The organism is Vibrio sp. OPT41, from assembly GCF_015163595.1.
Lineage (GTDB): Bacteria > Pseudomonadota > Gammaproteobacteria > Enterobacterales > Vibrionaceae > Vibrio > Vibrio alginolyticus.
In genome coordinates this window covers 439378-453518 of record NZ_JADDYH010000014.1, presented here as the reverse complement: position 1 = coordinate 453518, position 14141 = coordinate 439378, and the positions used below count along the sequence as shown (strand labels likewise).

Annotated in this window: 10 protein-coding genes; 8 read left to right on the top strand and 2 right to left on the bottom strand. The window is 43.0% G+C overall.

The features are described 5' to 3' along the window. Nucleotides 1-138 precede the first annotated feature (138 nt). From IQP38_RS05650 to IQP38_RS05620, 7 genes are all read left to right on the top strand, one after another. Nucleotides 139-2019 carry a DUF294 nucleotidyltransferase-like domain-containing protein gene (locus IQP38_RS05650; protein WP_005377775.1) on the top strand — a complete coding sequence of 627 codons (1881 nt, stop codon included), beginning with the start codon at nt 139-141 and terminating at the stop codon, nt 2017-2019. Continuing rightward, complete coding sequence (locus IQP38_RS05645) at nt 2019-2765, top strand: 3'-5' exonuclease (RefSeq protein WP_193837408.1); 747 nt, start codon at nt 2019-2021, stop codon at nt 2763-2765. The genes IQP38_RS05650 and IQP38_RS05645 overlap by 1 nt, the downstream gene beginning before the upstream one ends. A gap of 192 nt (nt 2766-2957) precedes the next feature. Further along, nucleotides 2958-4616 carry a BCCT family transporter gene (locus tag IQP38_RS05640; protein WP_005377772.1) on the top strand — a complete coding sequence of 553 codons (1659 nt, stop codon included), beginning with the start codon at nt 2958-2960 and terminating at the stop codon, nt 4614-4616. A 314-nt stretch (nt 4617-4930) separates the two neighbouring features. Next, nucleotides 4931-5464: a diaminobutyrate acetyltransferase gene (gene ectA / locus IQP38_RS05635; protein WP_193837407.1), complete on the top strand. Its 534-nt coding sequence runs from the start codon at nt 4931-4933 to the stop codon at nt 5462-5464. A gap of 34 nt (nt 5465-5498) precedes the next feature. Next, complete coding sequence (ectB, locus tag IQP38_RS05630; protein ID WP_193837406.1) at nt 5499-6764, top strand: diaminobutyrate--2-oxoglutarate transaminase; 1266 nt, start codon at nt 5499-5501, stop codon at nt 6762-6764. 14 nt (nt 6765-6778) lie between these two features. Then, nucleotides 6779-7165, top strand: coding sequence for an ectoine synthase (locus IQP38_RS05625; RefSeq protein ID WP_005377769.1), 387 nt, complete (start codon nt 6779-6781; stop codon nt 7163-7165). Between the two features lie 86 nt (nt 7166-7251). After that, nucleotides 7252-8673, top strand: a complete 1422-nt coding sequence (locus IQP38_RS05620) for an aspartate kinase (protein WP_005377768.1) — start codon at nt 7252-7254, stop codon at nt 8671-8673. Between the two features lie 187 nt (nt 8674-8860). Here the strand turns inward: IQP38_RS05620 and IQP38_RS05615 are convergent, their stop codons facing one another. Then, a complete protein-coding gene (locus IQP38_RS05615; RefSeq protein ID WP_005377767.1) occupies nt 8861-10426 on the bottom strand; it encodes an arylsulfatase in 1566 nt (521 codons plus the stop codon). A 388-nt stretch (nt 10427-10814) separates the two neighbouring features. Between IQP38_RS05615 and IQP38_RS05610 the strand changes: the two genes are divergently transcribed. Further along, nucleotides 10815-13145, top strand: a complete 2331-nt coding sequence (locus tag IQP38_RS05610; RefSeq protein ID WP_193837405.1) for a tetratricopeptide repeat protein — start codon at nt 10815-10817, stop codon at nt 13143-13145. A gap of 47 nt (nt 13146-13192) precedes the next feature. Here IQP38_RS05610 and IQP38_RS05605 read toward each other — a convergent pair whose 3' ends face one another. Next, complete coding sequence (locus IQP38_RS05605) at nt 13193-13921, bottom strand: formylglycine-generating enzyme family protein (RefSeq protein WP_416222587.1); 729 nt, start codon at nt 13919-13921, stop codon at nt 13193-13195. Nucleotides 13922-14141: the final 220 nt, after the last annotated feature.

Sequence of the window (14141 nt, the reverse complement as noted above, 5' to 3'; positions counted from 1 at the left end):
AGGTTAGAGCTCTAATTTTTGGTTAAGGCTTGGTCCTGTGAAATCGGTTAGGTACTGTTATCCTTAGATTTATTTATTGCTTGATTTCACTCAGGGTGATATTTATCGCTGTAGTTTAGGCAACGTATGGAATAAAAAATGGAAGCCGAACAGTTAGAAGTGCTCAATTTCATTAGCCAGTACCCACCTTTTGATGACCTACCTGAAGAGCAGCTTAGAAAAATTGCTCTCAATGCCGAGGTTGCATACTTTCGGCAAGGAACAAAAATCCTTAACTTCGGAGATACGATCCGCGACTTGTATATGGTGAGAAGTGGGGCGGTAGAGATTTATCGACGTAAAGGTGAACTTTACAACAGGATTGATGCTGGTGGACTGTTTGGTCAGATGGGATTGTTGATGAACAACCGCGTACGTATGCCAGCCAAAGCGATAGAAGACACTCTCGTTTACTGTATTCCGGAAAACATCTTCAATGAACTTTGTGATGAGTTTGAAAACTTTGCGGACTACATGGAACTGGAAGATAGCGCGCGTTTGCGAAGCGCAATATCTAGCCGCTCCGAAAGCAATGACTTTACCACCGCTAAGGCACGTAAAATCTTAGCAAGAGATCCAGTAACTCTGGAGGCAACGGCTTCAATTCAGGAAGCTGCGATACTAATGGCAGAGGAAAATGTCACCTCTCTGCTCATTATTCGCCCGACAGAGGAGCTCACAGAAGAAGATGATGAACAGCTGCTTGGAATATTGACTGATCGCGATCTTTGCATTCGCGTACTAGCTCAAGGTATTGATACCAATATTCCAGTGAGTGAGGTCATGAGTTATGACGTGGTTTCATTGGATTATAACGCCTATGTGTTTGAGGCCATGTTAACCATGTTGCGTTACAACGTGCATCATTTACCAATTTTAAAAGATAAAAAGCCGATAGGAATTATTGGCATGACGGACATCGTTCGTTACGAATCTCAGAACAGCCTATTGCTAGTGAGCTCTATTTTTCAGCAAACCAGTGTCGAGGATCTCAAGCAGGTTTCTGAACAAGTAAAAGACTGTTTCGTAAGAATGGTCAATGAAGATGCCAACGCGCACATGATTGGTCGAGCCATGTCGGTTATAGGCAGTAGTTTCAAACAACGCCTCGCTGAATTAGCTGAGCAAGAGTTCGGCCCAGCGCCCATTCCTTATTGTTTAGTCGCAATGGGTTCAATGGCGAGGGATGAGCAGCTAATTGTAACGGATCAAGATAACGCCCTTATTCTCGATAACAGTTATGACGTTGAGATTCACGGAGAGTACTTTGAAAAGTTTGCTAAATTTGTTTGTGATGGTTTAGCGGCATGCGGCTATGCTTATTGTACTGGAGACATTATGGCTACCAACCCAGAATGGCGAAAAACTCGTGCAGAATGGGAAGAATGCTTTGGAAACTGGATAGACAATCCAACCCCTGAGAGATTGTTAAATAGTAATATCTTTTTTGATCTCCTCGGTGTGCATGGGCGAGTGAAATGGGCGGAGCAATTAAGCAGCTTTATTGTGAGACGAGCGAAAAGAAATAACCGCTTTCTTGCTTGTATGGCGTATAACGCAATACGTAGGACGCCTCCACTGGGCTTTTTCAAAGACTTTGTGATGGAGAAAGATGGTCGTCATCGCAACTCGATTAACTTGAAGCGAAGGGGGACGGCTCCGTTGGCCGATTTAATACGGGTGCATTCTCTGGCAATCGGTTCGCGATCGCAAAACTCTTTCGACCGTTTAGATGACATTAATGATGCTGGCATTTTACCGAAAGGTCGAGGTTTGGATTTAAGGGATGCGATGGAGCTAATCTACATGGTTCGAATTCGTCACCAAGCCCTTGATATAGAAAATGGAGAAGAGCCAGACAACAATATTGAGCCGGAGAACATGTCTGAATTTGAACGTCGAAACTTAAAAGCAGCATTTCAAATTCTAAGTAACGCTCAGAACTTCATTAAGTTTCGATACCAGAGAAGTAGCAAATAATGTGGTTCTCAAAAAAAGTAGAAAAAGAACAGCCGTTGTTGGATACATCCCAGACGCTAGAGTGGTCAATGTTGTTCAAACAACTAGCTAAAGAAGCGAAAGACGAGAGGCTCAAACGCTACTATTCGACACCGATGGTTAATGGGGAAACACCAATTGAACAAGTGCCATTTGTCTCGGTAGACTTTGAGACAACAGGATTGAACTCGGAAGAGGATGTCATTCTCACGATCGGACTTGTGCCGTTCACTATTGATCGTGTTCAATGTAATGGTTCTGCTCATTGGGTCGTTAACCCAAACAGAGAGTTAAACCACGAGTCTGTCATTATTCACGGTATCACTGACTCTGAGGTTAAAAACGCGCCGCAGCTGTCTCAGATCTTGGGTGAAATATTGGATGCGTTGTCAGGCAAAGTGGTACTTGTTCACTACAAGAACATTGAAAGGCAGTTCTTTAATAACGCCTTGCTAAATAGCATCGGAGAGGGGATACAGTTTCCTGTTGTTGATACGTTAGATATTGAGTATGCGATACAACGCCGTGAATGCAGAGGTTTTATCAATAAGTTGAAAGGCAAGAAACCCGGTTCTGTACGATTAGGGCACGCTCGTGAAAGATATGGCCTCCCTGCTTATCAACCTCACCATGCCCTGACGGATGCGTTAGCAACTGCGGAGCTGTTTCAAGCACAACTGCAGTATCACTTTAATCGAAACATGCCAATATCTTCGGTTTGGCAATAGGCGTTATTTATGGTGAAAACAATAAAATGCAATGAGAGATAGGGGGCTTTAAGATTATGATGGCGGATTGAGTAACCGCTTATAAGAACAATGTTTTATGAACATGTGCTTGGTAGTGATGAAGACGTTTCATTACTCGAACTCCGACGAAAGTAATTTAAACTTGGTCACGTATTTTTAAGGAGATTATCCGTGAGCACCGATAATAACGGTGGCATTCAACGCCCCGATGGAAAAGTAAACGCAATAGATACTGACTATCAAATTGGTCAGGATAACGTTGCGCTAAAGGTAGGCCCATTTGGCCTTGATATTCACAACCGTGTTTTTGCAATTTCTGGCTTAGCAATCGTCATGTTTGTTGTGATAACACTATTATTCCGAGAACAGGTAGAGCCGTTTTTTGCAGACCTACGAGCGGGTTTGTTACACAATTTAGACTGGTTTTTTCTCGCTTCAGGTAATATTTTTGTCATTGTCTGTGTCGGATTGATCTTCACACCATTGGGCCGTGTGCGAATCGGTGGTACTGAAGCAACACCGGATTACTCCTATGCCGGATGGTTGGCAATGCTATTTGCTGCAGGTATGGGCATTGGTCTCGTATTCTTCGGTGTATCAGAACCGATGTCCCATTTTAGTTCTGCGATTGGTGGCGTGAGCGTTGAGAATGGTGTACGTACTGACTGGGCACCGCTAGGTGGTGCAGAGGGCGATGCAACTGCAGCTTCGGCATTAGGGATGGCTGCGACGATTTACCACTGGGCACTTCATCCGTGGTCAATATACGCGCTCTTGGCTCTTGGACTGGCTATCTTTTCATTTAACAAAGGTTTGCCACTCACCATGCGCTCAATTTTTTACCCTTTGTTTGGTGAGCGTGTATGGGGTTGGACTGGTCATATTATCGATATTCTTGCAGTGGTAGCGACGGTTTTTGGTTTAGCAACATCGCTAGGCTACGGTGCGTCTCAAGCCGCAACGGGTTTGAACTTCCTGTTTGATGTCCCAATGACCAATACCACGCAGGTTATATTGATTATTGGTATTACTGCGCTCGCTTTAATCTCTGTTGTGGCTGGACTCGATAAGGGCGTGAAAATCTTATCTGAAATCAACATGGGTCTTGCAGCGCTGCTATTGCTATTTGTTATTGTTGTTGGCCCGACGATTGCGATTTTAACTGGTTTCTTCGAGAACATCGTTTCCTATGTGGCTAATATCCCTGCCTTATCTATGCCATTTGGTCGAGAGGATGTGAATTACTCTCAAGGCTGGACGGCGTTTTACTGGGCGTGGTGGATTTCTTGGTCACCATTTGTGGGTATGTTCATCGCACGTGTGTCTCGCGGTCGTTCAGTTCGTGAGTTTATTATTTGCGTTATTCTTATCCCATCTTCAGTTTGTGTGTTATGGATGACGGCTTTTGGCGGTAACGCAATTAGCCAATACGTTAATGATGGCTACGAGGCGGTGTTTAACGCAGAACTACCTTTAAAACTTTTTGCCATGTTAGATGTTATGCCATTGGCTGAGATAACATCTTTTGTCGGCATTATCTTAGTCGTGGTGTTCTTCATTACCTCTTCTGACTCAGGATCACTGGTTATTGATACTATTGCTGCGGGCGGTAAGGTCGATGCACCAACGCCACAACGCGTGTTCTGGTGTACGTTTGAAGGTTTGGTTGCGATTGCATTGATGTTGGGTGGTGGTCTAGCTGCTGCTCAAGCAATGGCGGTGACGACTGGTTTACCGTTTACTATTGTTTTACTTGTTGCAACGGTATCTTTGATAAAAGGTTTGATGGATGAACCTCGTCCAAAGGCGGTTTCTAAGAAATCAAAATAACTAGTATCAGCAGTTAAATTATTGATAAAAGCGGTATGCGAAAGCATGCCGCTTTTTTTTGGATTTCTATTTTTCTCTGAGAAATGAACAGCATGGAAAACGGTCTTATTCTGGTTGTTTTTTGTACTGTGCATTTAGGTGACTATTTAATAAATTAGACCTCGAACTATTTTAACTTTTGGTTAATAGGTTTATTTTTGTGATTTGAATCACAAAAATACCGATAAAAAGGCGGATTATTTGATTTTTAGTCGCGAGGGATGCCCATAATAAAAAGGAAATTTAATTAGACCTCAAAGGATATGTATTTTCACATGATCACATCAGCACCTTGGGTCCTTTATCCAGAGATTGGAGAAGACTCAAGTAAAAAATGGATTTTTCGTGAGCCTGAAATCTCTGATGGTGACGACATTTACAGCTTGATTGCAGACTGTCCTCCATTGGACATGAACTCATCTTATTGCAATTTCCTACAGTCTACGCATTTCAGCAAAACCAGTATTTTGGTTGAGCAAAAAGGCGAAATCGCAGGTTTCATTTCCGGTTATCAGAAACCAGACGAGCAAGACGTTTTATTTGTCTGGCAAGTTGCAGTCTCACCTCGCTTTAGAGGTCATGGTTTAGCATTCCGCATGTTGAAAGAACTTCTCACCCGAGAGGAATTAGGCGGTGTTAAATCGGTAGAAACTACCATCACGGAAGATAATAAAGCCTCTTGGGCACTGTTCAAAAAGTTAGATGCGATGAACGGCAATTCTGGCCAAGTAAGCACATTTTTGGATGAAGAAGCCCACTTTAAAGGCAAACACGATACAGAATATTTGTATCGCATTCCTCTCAAATAATCCTCAAACAATAGGAATTAAAAACGGTCTCATCATGGATATTTTCAAAAAGCAGGAATCCAACGTACGCTCATATTCAAACAATTTCCCGGTCGTTTTTCGTAAAGCGAAAGGCTGCTGGCTAGAAACAGAACAAGGTGAACGATACTTAGACTTCCTTGCTGGAGCGGGATCTCTAAATTACGGCCATAACAATCCAGTACTAAAACAAGCGTTGCTTGAGTACATTGAAATGGACGGTATTACTCACGGTTTGGATATGCACTCAGAAGCGAAAGCATCGTTTCTGGAAGCGTTGGATACTTACATCCTTAAACCAAGAAACTTGGATTACAAGGTTCAGTTTACGGGCCCAACAGGTACTAACGCTGTTGAGGCGGCATTGAAGCTGGCTAAAAAAGTAAAAGGCCGCGACAGCGTCGTTGCGTTTACTAACGGTTTCCATGGTTGTACTGCTGGCGCACTGGCTGCAACGGGTAACCAGCATCACAGACAAGGTAACGGTTCTAGTCTAAGTAACGTCACTCGTATTCCATTTGAAGGTTACGCTGGCGTAGATGGTCTTGCGCTGTTCGAAACCATGCTAAATGATAACTCTGCAGGTATGGATAAACCAGCCGCTGTACTTCTTGAAACTGTGCAGGGTGAAGGTGGTTTAAATGCTGCTTCAAACGAGTGGTTACAACGTTTGAGCAAAATCTGTAAAGCCAATGACATTCTTGTGATTGTCGATGACATTCAAGCAGGTTGTGGACGTACCGGTACTTTCTTTAGTTTCGAGCCGTCTGGTATCCAACCGGATATCGTGACGCTATCGAAGTCGATCGGTGGTTACGGTTTGCCGATGGCTGTCGTATTACTTAAGCCTGAGCTTGACCAGTGGAAGCCAGGCGAGCATAACGGTACGTTCCGTGGCAATAATCACGCCTTTATTACTGCTGCAAAAGCACTAGAAATTTACTGGGCAAACGATGATTTTGAAACACACATCAAGCAGTGTTCAGACAAGGTAAGTGCAGTGATTGACCGTTGTGTTCGTCGCTTTCCACAAATGTTTGTGCAGAAAAAAGGCCGCGGCATGATGGTTGGTGTTGAATGTATCAATGGTGACATGGCATCTGAAATTGCGAAAAACTGTTTCGAGAATGGAATGGTGATAGAGACAGCGGGTCCAGAAGATGAAGTTGTGAAGTTCTTCTGTCCACTAACCATCAGCGAATCAGAGCTAGATCAAGGACTAAGCATCTTTGAAAATGCAGTAGAGACTATCGCTGCGAAACATTTCAAACAAGCATCTTAATAAGGATTTTAATTATGATCGTCAGAACTCTAGATGAATGCCGCAACAGCGAACGACGTGTTGTTTCAGATAACTGGGAAAGTGTCCGCATGTTGTTGAAAGACGACAACATGGGTTTCTCTTTCCACATCACAACGATTTATGAAGATACAGAAACTCATATTCACTATCAAAACCACCTTGAATCGGTGTTTTGTATGAGTGGTGAAGGTGAGATTGAAGTTGTAGGTGGAGAAACGTACCCAATTAAACCAGGTACATTATACATCCTTGATAAACACGATGAGCACTACTTGAGAGCTTATAAGAATAAAGAAATGGTAATGGCGTGTGTGTTTAACCCACCGATTACTGGCGCTGAAGTGCACGATGAAAACGGTGTTTATCCTCTCGTTGACTAAAAGATGATGGTGGGGTGCTTTGCCACCCCACACTTTACTATCTCTTCTTTTTTCTTTTTAAAGTTACCAATCAAAAAAGGCTTATCATGACATTTACCGTAGAAAAAATCGGCGGTACATCAATGACAGCATTTGATGCTGTTCTCGACAATATTATTCTTCGTCCCAAAACACCATACAATCGTATTTTTGTCGTATCTGCATACGGTGGTATGACCGATGCGCTGCTCGAGTGTAAAAAAACCAGTAAACCAGGCGTTTATCAGCTTATCGCGAAACGCGACGACAAATGGGAAGAAGCGTTAGCGTACGTTGAAAGCCGTATGTTGCTGACCAATGAAAATATTTTTGCGGACCCAATGAATCGTATCCGTGCGGATAAATTCATTCGCTCCCGCATTGCTGAAGCGAAAAACTGTATCGCGAATATTTTAGAAACCTGTCAGTACGGTCAATTTTCGTTGCGCCAGTACTTGCCTCAAATTCGAGAGTTTCTCTCGTCTATCGGTGAGGCACATAGTGCTTACAACACAGCACTAAAACTAAAAAATATGGGTATTAACGCTAAGTTCGTTGACCTGTCTGGTTGGGATAATCAAGCGCCAAGAAGCCTTGATGAGTCGATCAGTGACGCGTTTGCTGATATCGATGTATCAAAAGAACTGCCAATCGTGACAGGTTATGCTTACTGTAAAGAGGGCCTAATGCACACTTATGACCGAGGTTATAGTGAGATGACATTTAGCCGAATTGCAGCAATAACAAAAGCGGATTTAGCAGTAATTCACAAAGAGTACCACTTGAGCTCAGCGGACCCACGCGTTGTTGGCCCTGAAAAAGTATTACCAATTGGTAGTACAAACTATGACGTAGCAGACCAACTTGCTAACCTTGGCATGGAAGCGATTCACCCAAATGCCGCTGCGGGTTTACGTGAAAGTGGTATTGAGCTACAGATTAAAAATACATTCGAACCTGAACACGAAGGTACTTTGATCTCTTCAAGCTACCGCCCAGAAGAAGACAAAGTCGAGATCATCGCAGGTAAAGAAAAAGTATTTGCACTGCATTTGTTTGACCAAGCAATGGTAGGAAAAGCCGATAACGTTAGTTACGAATTGATGGAAATCATCTCCGATGCTCGTGTAAGTTTGGTTGGTAAAGAGATGAACGCTAACTCTATTACTTACTATCTAGGTGGCAGTACTGATAGCTTAAACAAAGTATTGTATAAAGCCGAGAAACGTTATCCGAATGCCTCGATTAAAGGTCGTATGGTCGCGCTTATCTCAGCCATCGGTTCTCAAATTGATACCAACAAGACGTTGGCGAAAGGTGTGCTTGCATTGATGAATAATGGCGTTACGCCAGTTGCACTGCACTCATCATTGAGAAATGTAAATGTTCAATTTGTTGTCGGTGATAAGGAATACCAGCACGCGATTTGCGCATTGCATGATGAGTTTTTCCAAAGTAGCAGTTTAGCTAAATCGGTTAATGTGGCTTAGTTTATCCACGGTTAAAATACAAAGGAGAGCAGGTTAGCTCTCCTTTTTTGTTTTTCAGTTTGTACTCACAATGCCCACTTTGTATAGGCTAAACAGGCGATTTAAGTAAGTTCCTATGTGGCGATACACATAAGCCAGCAGAATGGTCTGCTGGCTTATGTTACTGATTAACTAACGTTAACTTAGTTTACTTAAACTTGCTGATTTCTTGTTCAACTTTGTCTAGTTGTTGCAGCTTCTCTTGCATTTTTAGAGAGTCGTAGTTTAGTGAAGCAGGGTTCATCGCTGTGCCACGTTGCATTGGGTATTCTGGAAGTGTTTTAAAGAACTCTCCCACAACGTCTTGTACAGGTACAAATAGCCACATGTTGTCAGCCATCCAACGCAAGTACATTTGTGATTCGCTTGGGCCTTTTTCGAATGGGTCAGCGCGTAGGTGGATGATTTTAGGCCAGTTCGGAGCAAAACGAACTGCGTTACTTAGGTTCCCTTCAAGCGTTGCAAAGTGAAGTTTCCAGTCATTCCAGCGGACAGCGTTTAATTCACCATTAGACGTAAAGTAAAGCAGCGACTCACGAGGGCCTTTTTCTTCCTTACCTTCAAAGTATGGCATGAAGTTGTAACCATCTAAATGCACACGCCATTCTTTGCCATTTGCTTTGTAGCCTTCTGCCAGTTTTTCTTTTACATCAGGTACGCCAGCAGCTGCCAATAATGTAGGCAACCAGTCTTGGTGTGCCATCATTTCATTGATCTTGGTTCCTGGCTTAATTACGCCTGGCCAACGAACCAGTTGAGGAACACGCATACCGCCTTCCCAAGTTGTACCTTTTTCACCATGGAATGGTGTTGCGCCACCATCTGGCCAAGTCATGGTTTCTGCGCCGTTGTCCGTTGAGTAGATAACGATAGTGTTGTCTGCAACACCTAGCTCATCCAGCTTGTCGAGTAAAACACCTACATGATCATCGTGTTCCAGCATACCATCGGCATAAATGCTTACGCCTGATTTACCTTGGTATTTTTCCTGCAAGCGAGTCCAAACGTGCATACGAGTGGCGTTATGCCAAATAAAGAAGGGTTTATCCGCCTTAACTGCTTTTTCCATAAATGCCAAAGAGCTCTCTAGGAACTCTTCATCTGCGTGCTCCATACGTTTTCGTGTCATCGGGCCAGTGTCTTCAATCTTACCGTCGGCATAAGACTTAATGACACCACGAGGGCCATAGTTTTTACGAAACTCTGGGTCTTTAGGGTAGTAATAAGTTTCAGGCTCTTCTTCTGCGTTTAGGTGATATAAGTTACCGAAGAATTCGTCAAAGCCGTGTTTTGTCGGTAAGTGCTTATCTTGGTCACCTAAGTGGTTTTTACCAAATTGACCCGTCATGTAACCTTGTTCTTTTAACAGGTCTGCAATGGTTGGCGCCCAATCAGGTATGCCGTGGTCAGATCCTGGCATACCAATTGTTAACAAACCCGTACGAAATGGCTCTTCACCCGTAATAAAGGCAGCGCGACCAGCAGTACAAGACTGTTGTCCGTAGTGATCTGTGAACAACGCACCTTCATTCGCGATACGGTCGATGTTTGGCGTTTTGTAACTCATCATACCTTGGTTGTATGCGCTGATATTCCAGTAGCCGATATCGTCACCAAAAATTGCCAGAATATTCGGTTTGTCGGCTGCCATAGCAGCACTGGACGCCGCTAACAGTCCTGCGCCTACAGCGATTTTGCTCAATTGATTTGCCATAAAAACTCCAGATTGTTGAGAGTAAAGATAAGCACAAGTGAGCCTTATGCTTAGTTGCTGCATAAGTTAATGATGTATATAGAAAAATCCTCTTATACTCGATATAACCATAAGTTATTGCTAGGTAGTAACCATTTGTTAATTAAGAAGAAATAGGGTTGTCCTGTTAGTTTGTAGAGATTCGTAAAGTAGATTTAGATCACTGAAGAGCCTTATTTTTATTGCGTAGTAGAAGAGGGGATGGAAATGAAAAACAATAGGATGCTCGCTTGTTTTACGGTCCTAAAGCAATACTAAAGTCGTTATGTATTGCTTGTAATTATTTGTATAACCAGTGATTTAGTGTCTATATTGATTTAGGTTGTACATTATAAATATAAGGATATCTATGAGTCAGTGGGCAGGCCGGTTTCGCATTTTATTGCTGGTCAACGTTGTTGTCAGTTTTATGGCTTTTTCTCAAGAGTTATTAATAGAGAAACCAAATATTCCTTCAGGCTTAAATCCGGAATATGCTGGCACACAAGCTTGTATAGGTTGCCACCAAAACGAGGTAGCGGCCTGGAAAGGGTCACATCACGATATGGCCATGAAGCATGCAAGTACAACCTCTGTGCGTGGTAATTTTGATAACCATGTTGTAACACACAAAGGAATGCCTAATCGTTTTTTTAAAAAAGGCGGCGAATATTGGGTCAACATTCAAGGCTCTGACGGGCAATGGCATGACTATAAGATCAGCTATACATTTGGCTGGGAACCATTACAGCAGTACATGGTCGAGTTTGAAGATGGCCGCGTGCAGCTTATTCCTTTTGCTTGGGACACAAGAGCTAAAGTTGAAGGGGGACAGCGTTGGTTTCATCTTTATCCAGAAACGACAACAACGGATGAATTCTATTGGACCAATACCGGGCAAAATTGGAACTTCATGTGTGCTGATTGCCATTCAACGAACCTAAAGAAGAATTACGACGCTGACAAAAACACTTACAACAGCTCATGGTCAGAGATTAATGTGGGATGCGAAGCATGCCATGGTCCCGCTAGTCAGCACATAGAACTGGCCAAGAAATACAAAAATGCTGGCACTTCTTTTGAGCATGACAGCCATTATGGCTTTGATCGAAATTTGTCTAAAGCAGTGTCGGATTGGGTGTTTGAGGAAGGCCATAGTACGTTACAGCCGAAATCAATTGAAGCAACCAATCAAGTGCAAACATGCGCTCAATGCCATAGTCGCCGAACCCAGTTAAATGAAACAGGTGATCATGTTAAAGGTTCCTTTTTTGATAAATATCGCTTAAGTCTTATAACACCTGAACTCTACTATCATGATGGACAGATTTACGACGAAGATTATGTTTATGGTTCGTTTCTTCAATCTGAAATGGCGGAGAAGGGGGTCACGTGCACTAATTGCCATGATCCACACACGGCAGAATTAACGATCCCAGAAGAGGCAGTATGTTCGCAATGCCATATTGCATATGAATATACACCTGAAAAGCATACCTTTCATAAGGCTGGATCTGAAGCATCGCAATGTACGACCTGTCACATGCCAGAAACGACTTACATGCAAGTCGATCCTCGTAGAGACCACAGTTGGCATATTCCACGACCGGATTTGAGCAAACATATTGGAACGCCCAATGTTTGCATGTCATGCCATGAAGATAAAAGCAATCAATGGGCCGATGAACAGATAGCAGAATGGTACCCGAATTCGAAGTATCGTAATCAGCAACATTTTGCTGTCGCATTTTATGCGGATTCAATTGGTCATCAAGGAGCAGCAAATGCGTTGGCATACTCTGCTCAGGATTCGTCTTTAAAAGACATTATTCGCGCCTCAGCCCTGGAGAGAATGGGGGGCAACACTGACCAAAATACAACAGTATCTTTGGCTAGGGCCGTTAAGAATGAGAATGAAATGGTTCGATTAGGGGCAATTTCAGGCTCGTCTGGTTATGAATTTCATGATCGGTGGCGGATTCTAGAGCCATTGCTTGGTGACCCGGTGCTTTCAGTGAGAGCGGAAGCTGCCTCGGTGCTGGTAGCGAACTACGCACAAATGACCCCTTTACAAAAAGATATCATTAAATCACCTTTAGAAGAGTACATGGAAATTCAAGAGTTTAATGCCGATCGTGGTTTCGGAAGAACCAATTTGGCGAATGTGTACCGCAGCTTAGGTGAAATCGACAAAGCGGCCGAGCTGTATAAACAAGCGATCAGCATCGAACCCTATTTCGAAAATAGCTACGTTAACCTAGCAGATTTGTATCGTCACCTAGGTAAAGAAGAAGCTGCGCTCACGGTGCTACAACAAGGGATGAAAGCTCAACCTAAATCCAGCACGTTACCATACAGCGCAGGTCTTTCTTTGTTGCGTCAAGGCAAAGCTGATGATGCGAAAAAGCTACTTAGACGCGCCGCAAAAGTTGGTGAAACTAATGCGCATTATTGGTACGTGTACGGTCTAGCTTTAGAAAAAAGCGATGTTCTAGAAGCCAGTAAAGCGTTGCATACAGCATTTGAAGTTGGTGGCAATCCACAACACTTGTTTGCTCAATGCGAGGTTCTAGCGAGAAATCATAAAAAAGGTGCTGTCGCTTTTGCTTTCGATAGGTGCATACAAGAGCTTAGTCACTATGCACCTAAACAAGCTATTGATCAGCTTAAAGCCTCTATTGTTGGGGTCAATAGGAGCTAATTACCAAAAGTGGAGCTTTTATCGCTCCACTTTTTTTCTTACTTAGTTTAATCAGCGTCTTTCGCTAATCTCAGCCCCATGTCGGACATGATGACTGACTGGCTAGCAAAATCGCGACGATAGTTTTCGGATTCGTCAGCATCATAGGCAAAGCTACCACCTCGTACAGACTTGTGTGCAAGGCTTTCTTTTTCATCTTTTGCGTTTACCGGATTATCACTTGGTGCCGATTTGTAATAGCCTTCATCAAAGGCATCAATAACAAACTCACCAACATTACCCGTCATATCGTATAAGCCAAGCTCATTCGGTTTTTTCTGACCTACCTTGTGTGCTTTATTGTTTGAGTTACTGGCATACCAGGCAACGTCGTTAATATCATCAGACCCCGCGTAAGTGAATCCTTGACTTAGATTCCCCCCTTTCGCAGCAAACTCCCATTCTGCTTCGGTGGGTAAACGATAGTGCTCTCCCGTTTTTTCATTCAATTTCTTTATAAAATAATTGGCTTGTTGCCAGCTAATGTTATTTACGGGCGTATTTGGGTTTCTAAAATAGCTCAGAGAAGATCCTGTAACCGATTCGAATAACTCTTGGGTTACCTCAAATTTTGCCAAATAGAAATCTTCCACGCGAACGGTGCGGGCCGGGCGCTCGGATTTATTTGCTGATGGATTATCCGAGCCCATCGTAAATTGTCCGCCTTCAATAAGAACCATATCTTGATCGATTTTTTGAGCAAGAGGGTTAGGTTGTGTTGTTGCACATCCAGTCATAATTAGCGAAATCGAAATAGCGGCACCAAGGTAAAGAGTATTACTTTTGGAATGCTTCATAGGGGAGCTCCATCAACATTTATGATCAAAGAATTTTATCAGGCAAGTCTATGAAAAACAGTTATACACACTATAACAAGCGCCACGAATAATTGAACATTATCATCACACTAGGCGATTAACTTAATGATTAGTCTTAACGCCGTTGGGCACAGGCTAG

What these genes read in the sequence shown, in the direction of transcription:
- IQP38_RS05605 (WP_416222587.1), bottom strand. Translation starts at nt 13,921, where the DNA reads ATGACTGGATGTGCAACAACACAACCTAACCCTCTTGCTCAAAAAATC.
- IQP38_RS05615 (WP_005377767.1), bottom strand. Translation starts at nt 10,426, where the DNA reads ATGGCAAATCAATTGAGCAAAATCGCTGTAGGCGCAGGACTGTTAGCG.
- IQP38_RS05625 (WP_005377769.1), top strand. Translation starts at nt 6,779, where the DNA reads ATGATCGTCAGAACTCTAGATGAATGCCGCAACAGCGAACGACGTGTT.
- IQP38_RS05610 (WP_193837405.1), top strand. Translation starts at nt 10,815, where the DNA reads ATGAGTCAGTGGGCAGGCCGGTTTCGCATTTTATTGCTGGTCAACGTT.
- IQP38_RS05650 (WP_005377775.1), top strand. Translation starts at nt 139, where the DNA reads ATGGAAGCCGAACAGTTAGAAGTGCTCAATTTCATTAGCCAGTACCCA.
- IQP38_RS05620 (WP_005377768.1), top strand. Translation starts at nt 7,252, where the DNA reads ATGACATTTACCGTAGAAAAAATCGGCGGTACATCAATGACAGCATTT.
- ectA (WP_193837407.1), top strand. Translation starts at nt 4,931, where the DNA reads ATGATCACATCAGCACCTTGGGTCCTTTATCCAGAGATTGGAGAAGAC.
- ectB (WP_193837406.1), top strand. Translation starts at nt 5,499, where the DNA reads ATGGATATTTTCAAAAAGCAGGAATCCAACGTACGCTCATATTCAAAC.
- IQP38_RS05645 (WP_193837408.1), top strand. Translation starts at nt 2,019, where the DNA reads ATGTGGTTCTCAAAAAAAGTAGAAAAAGAACAGCCGTTGTTGGATACA.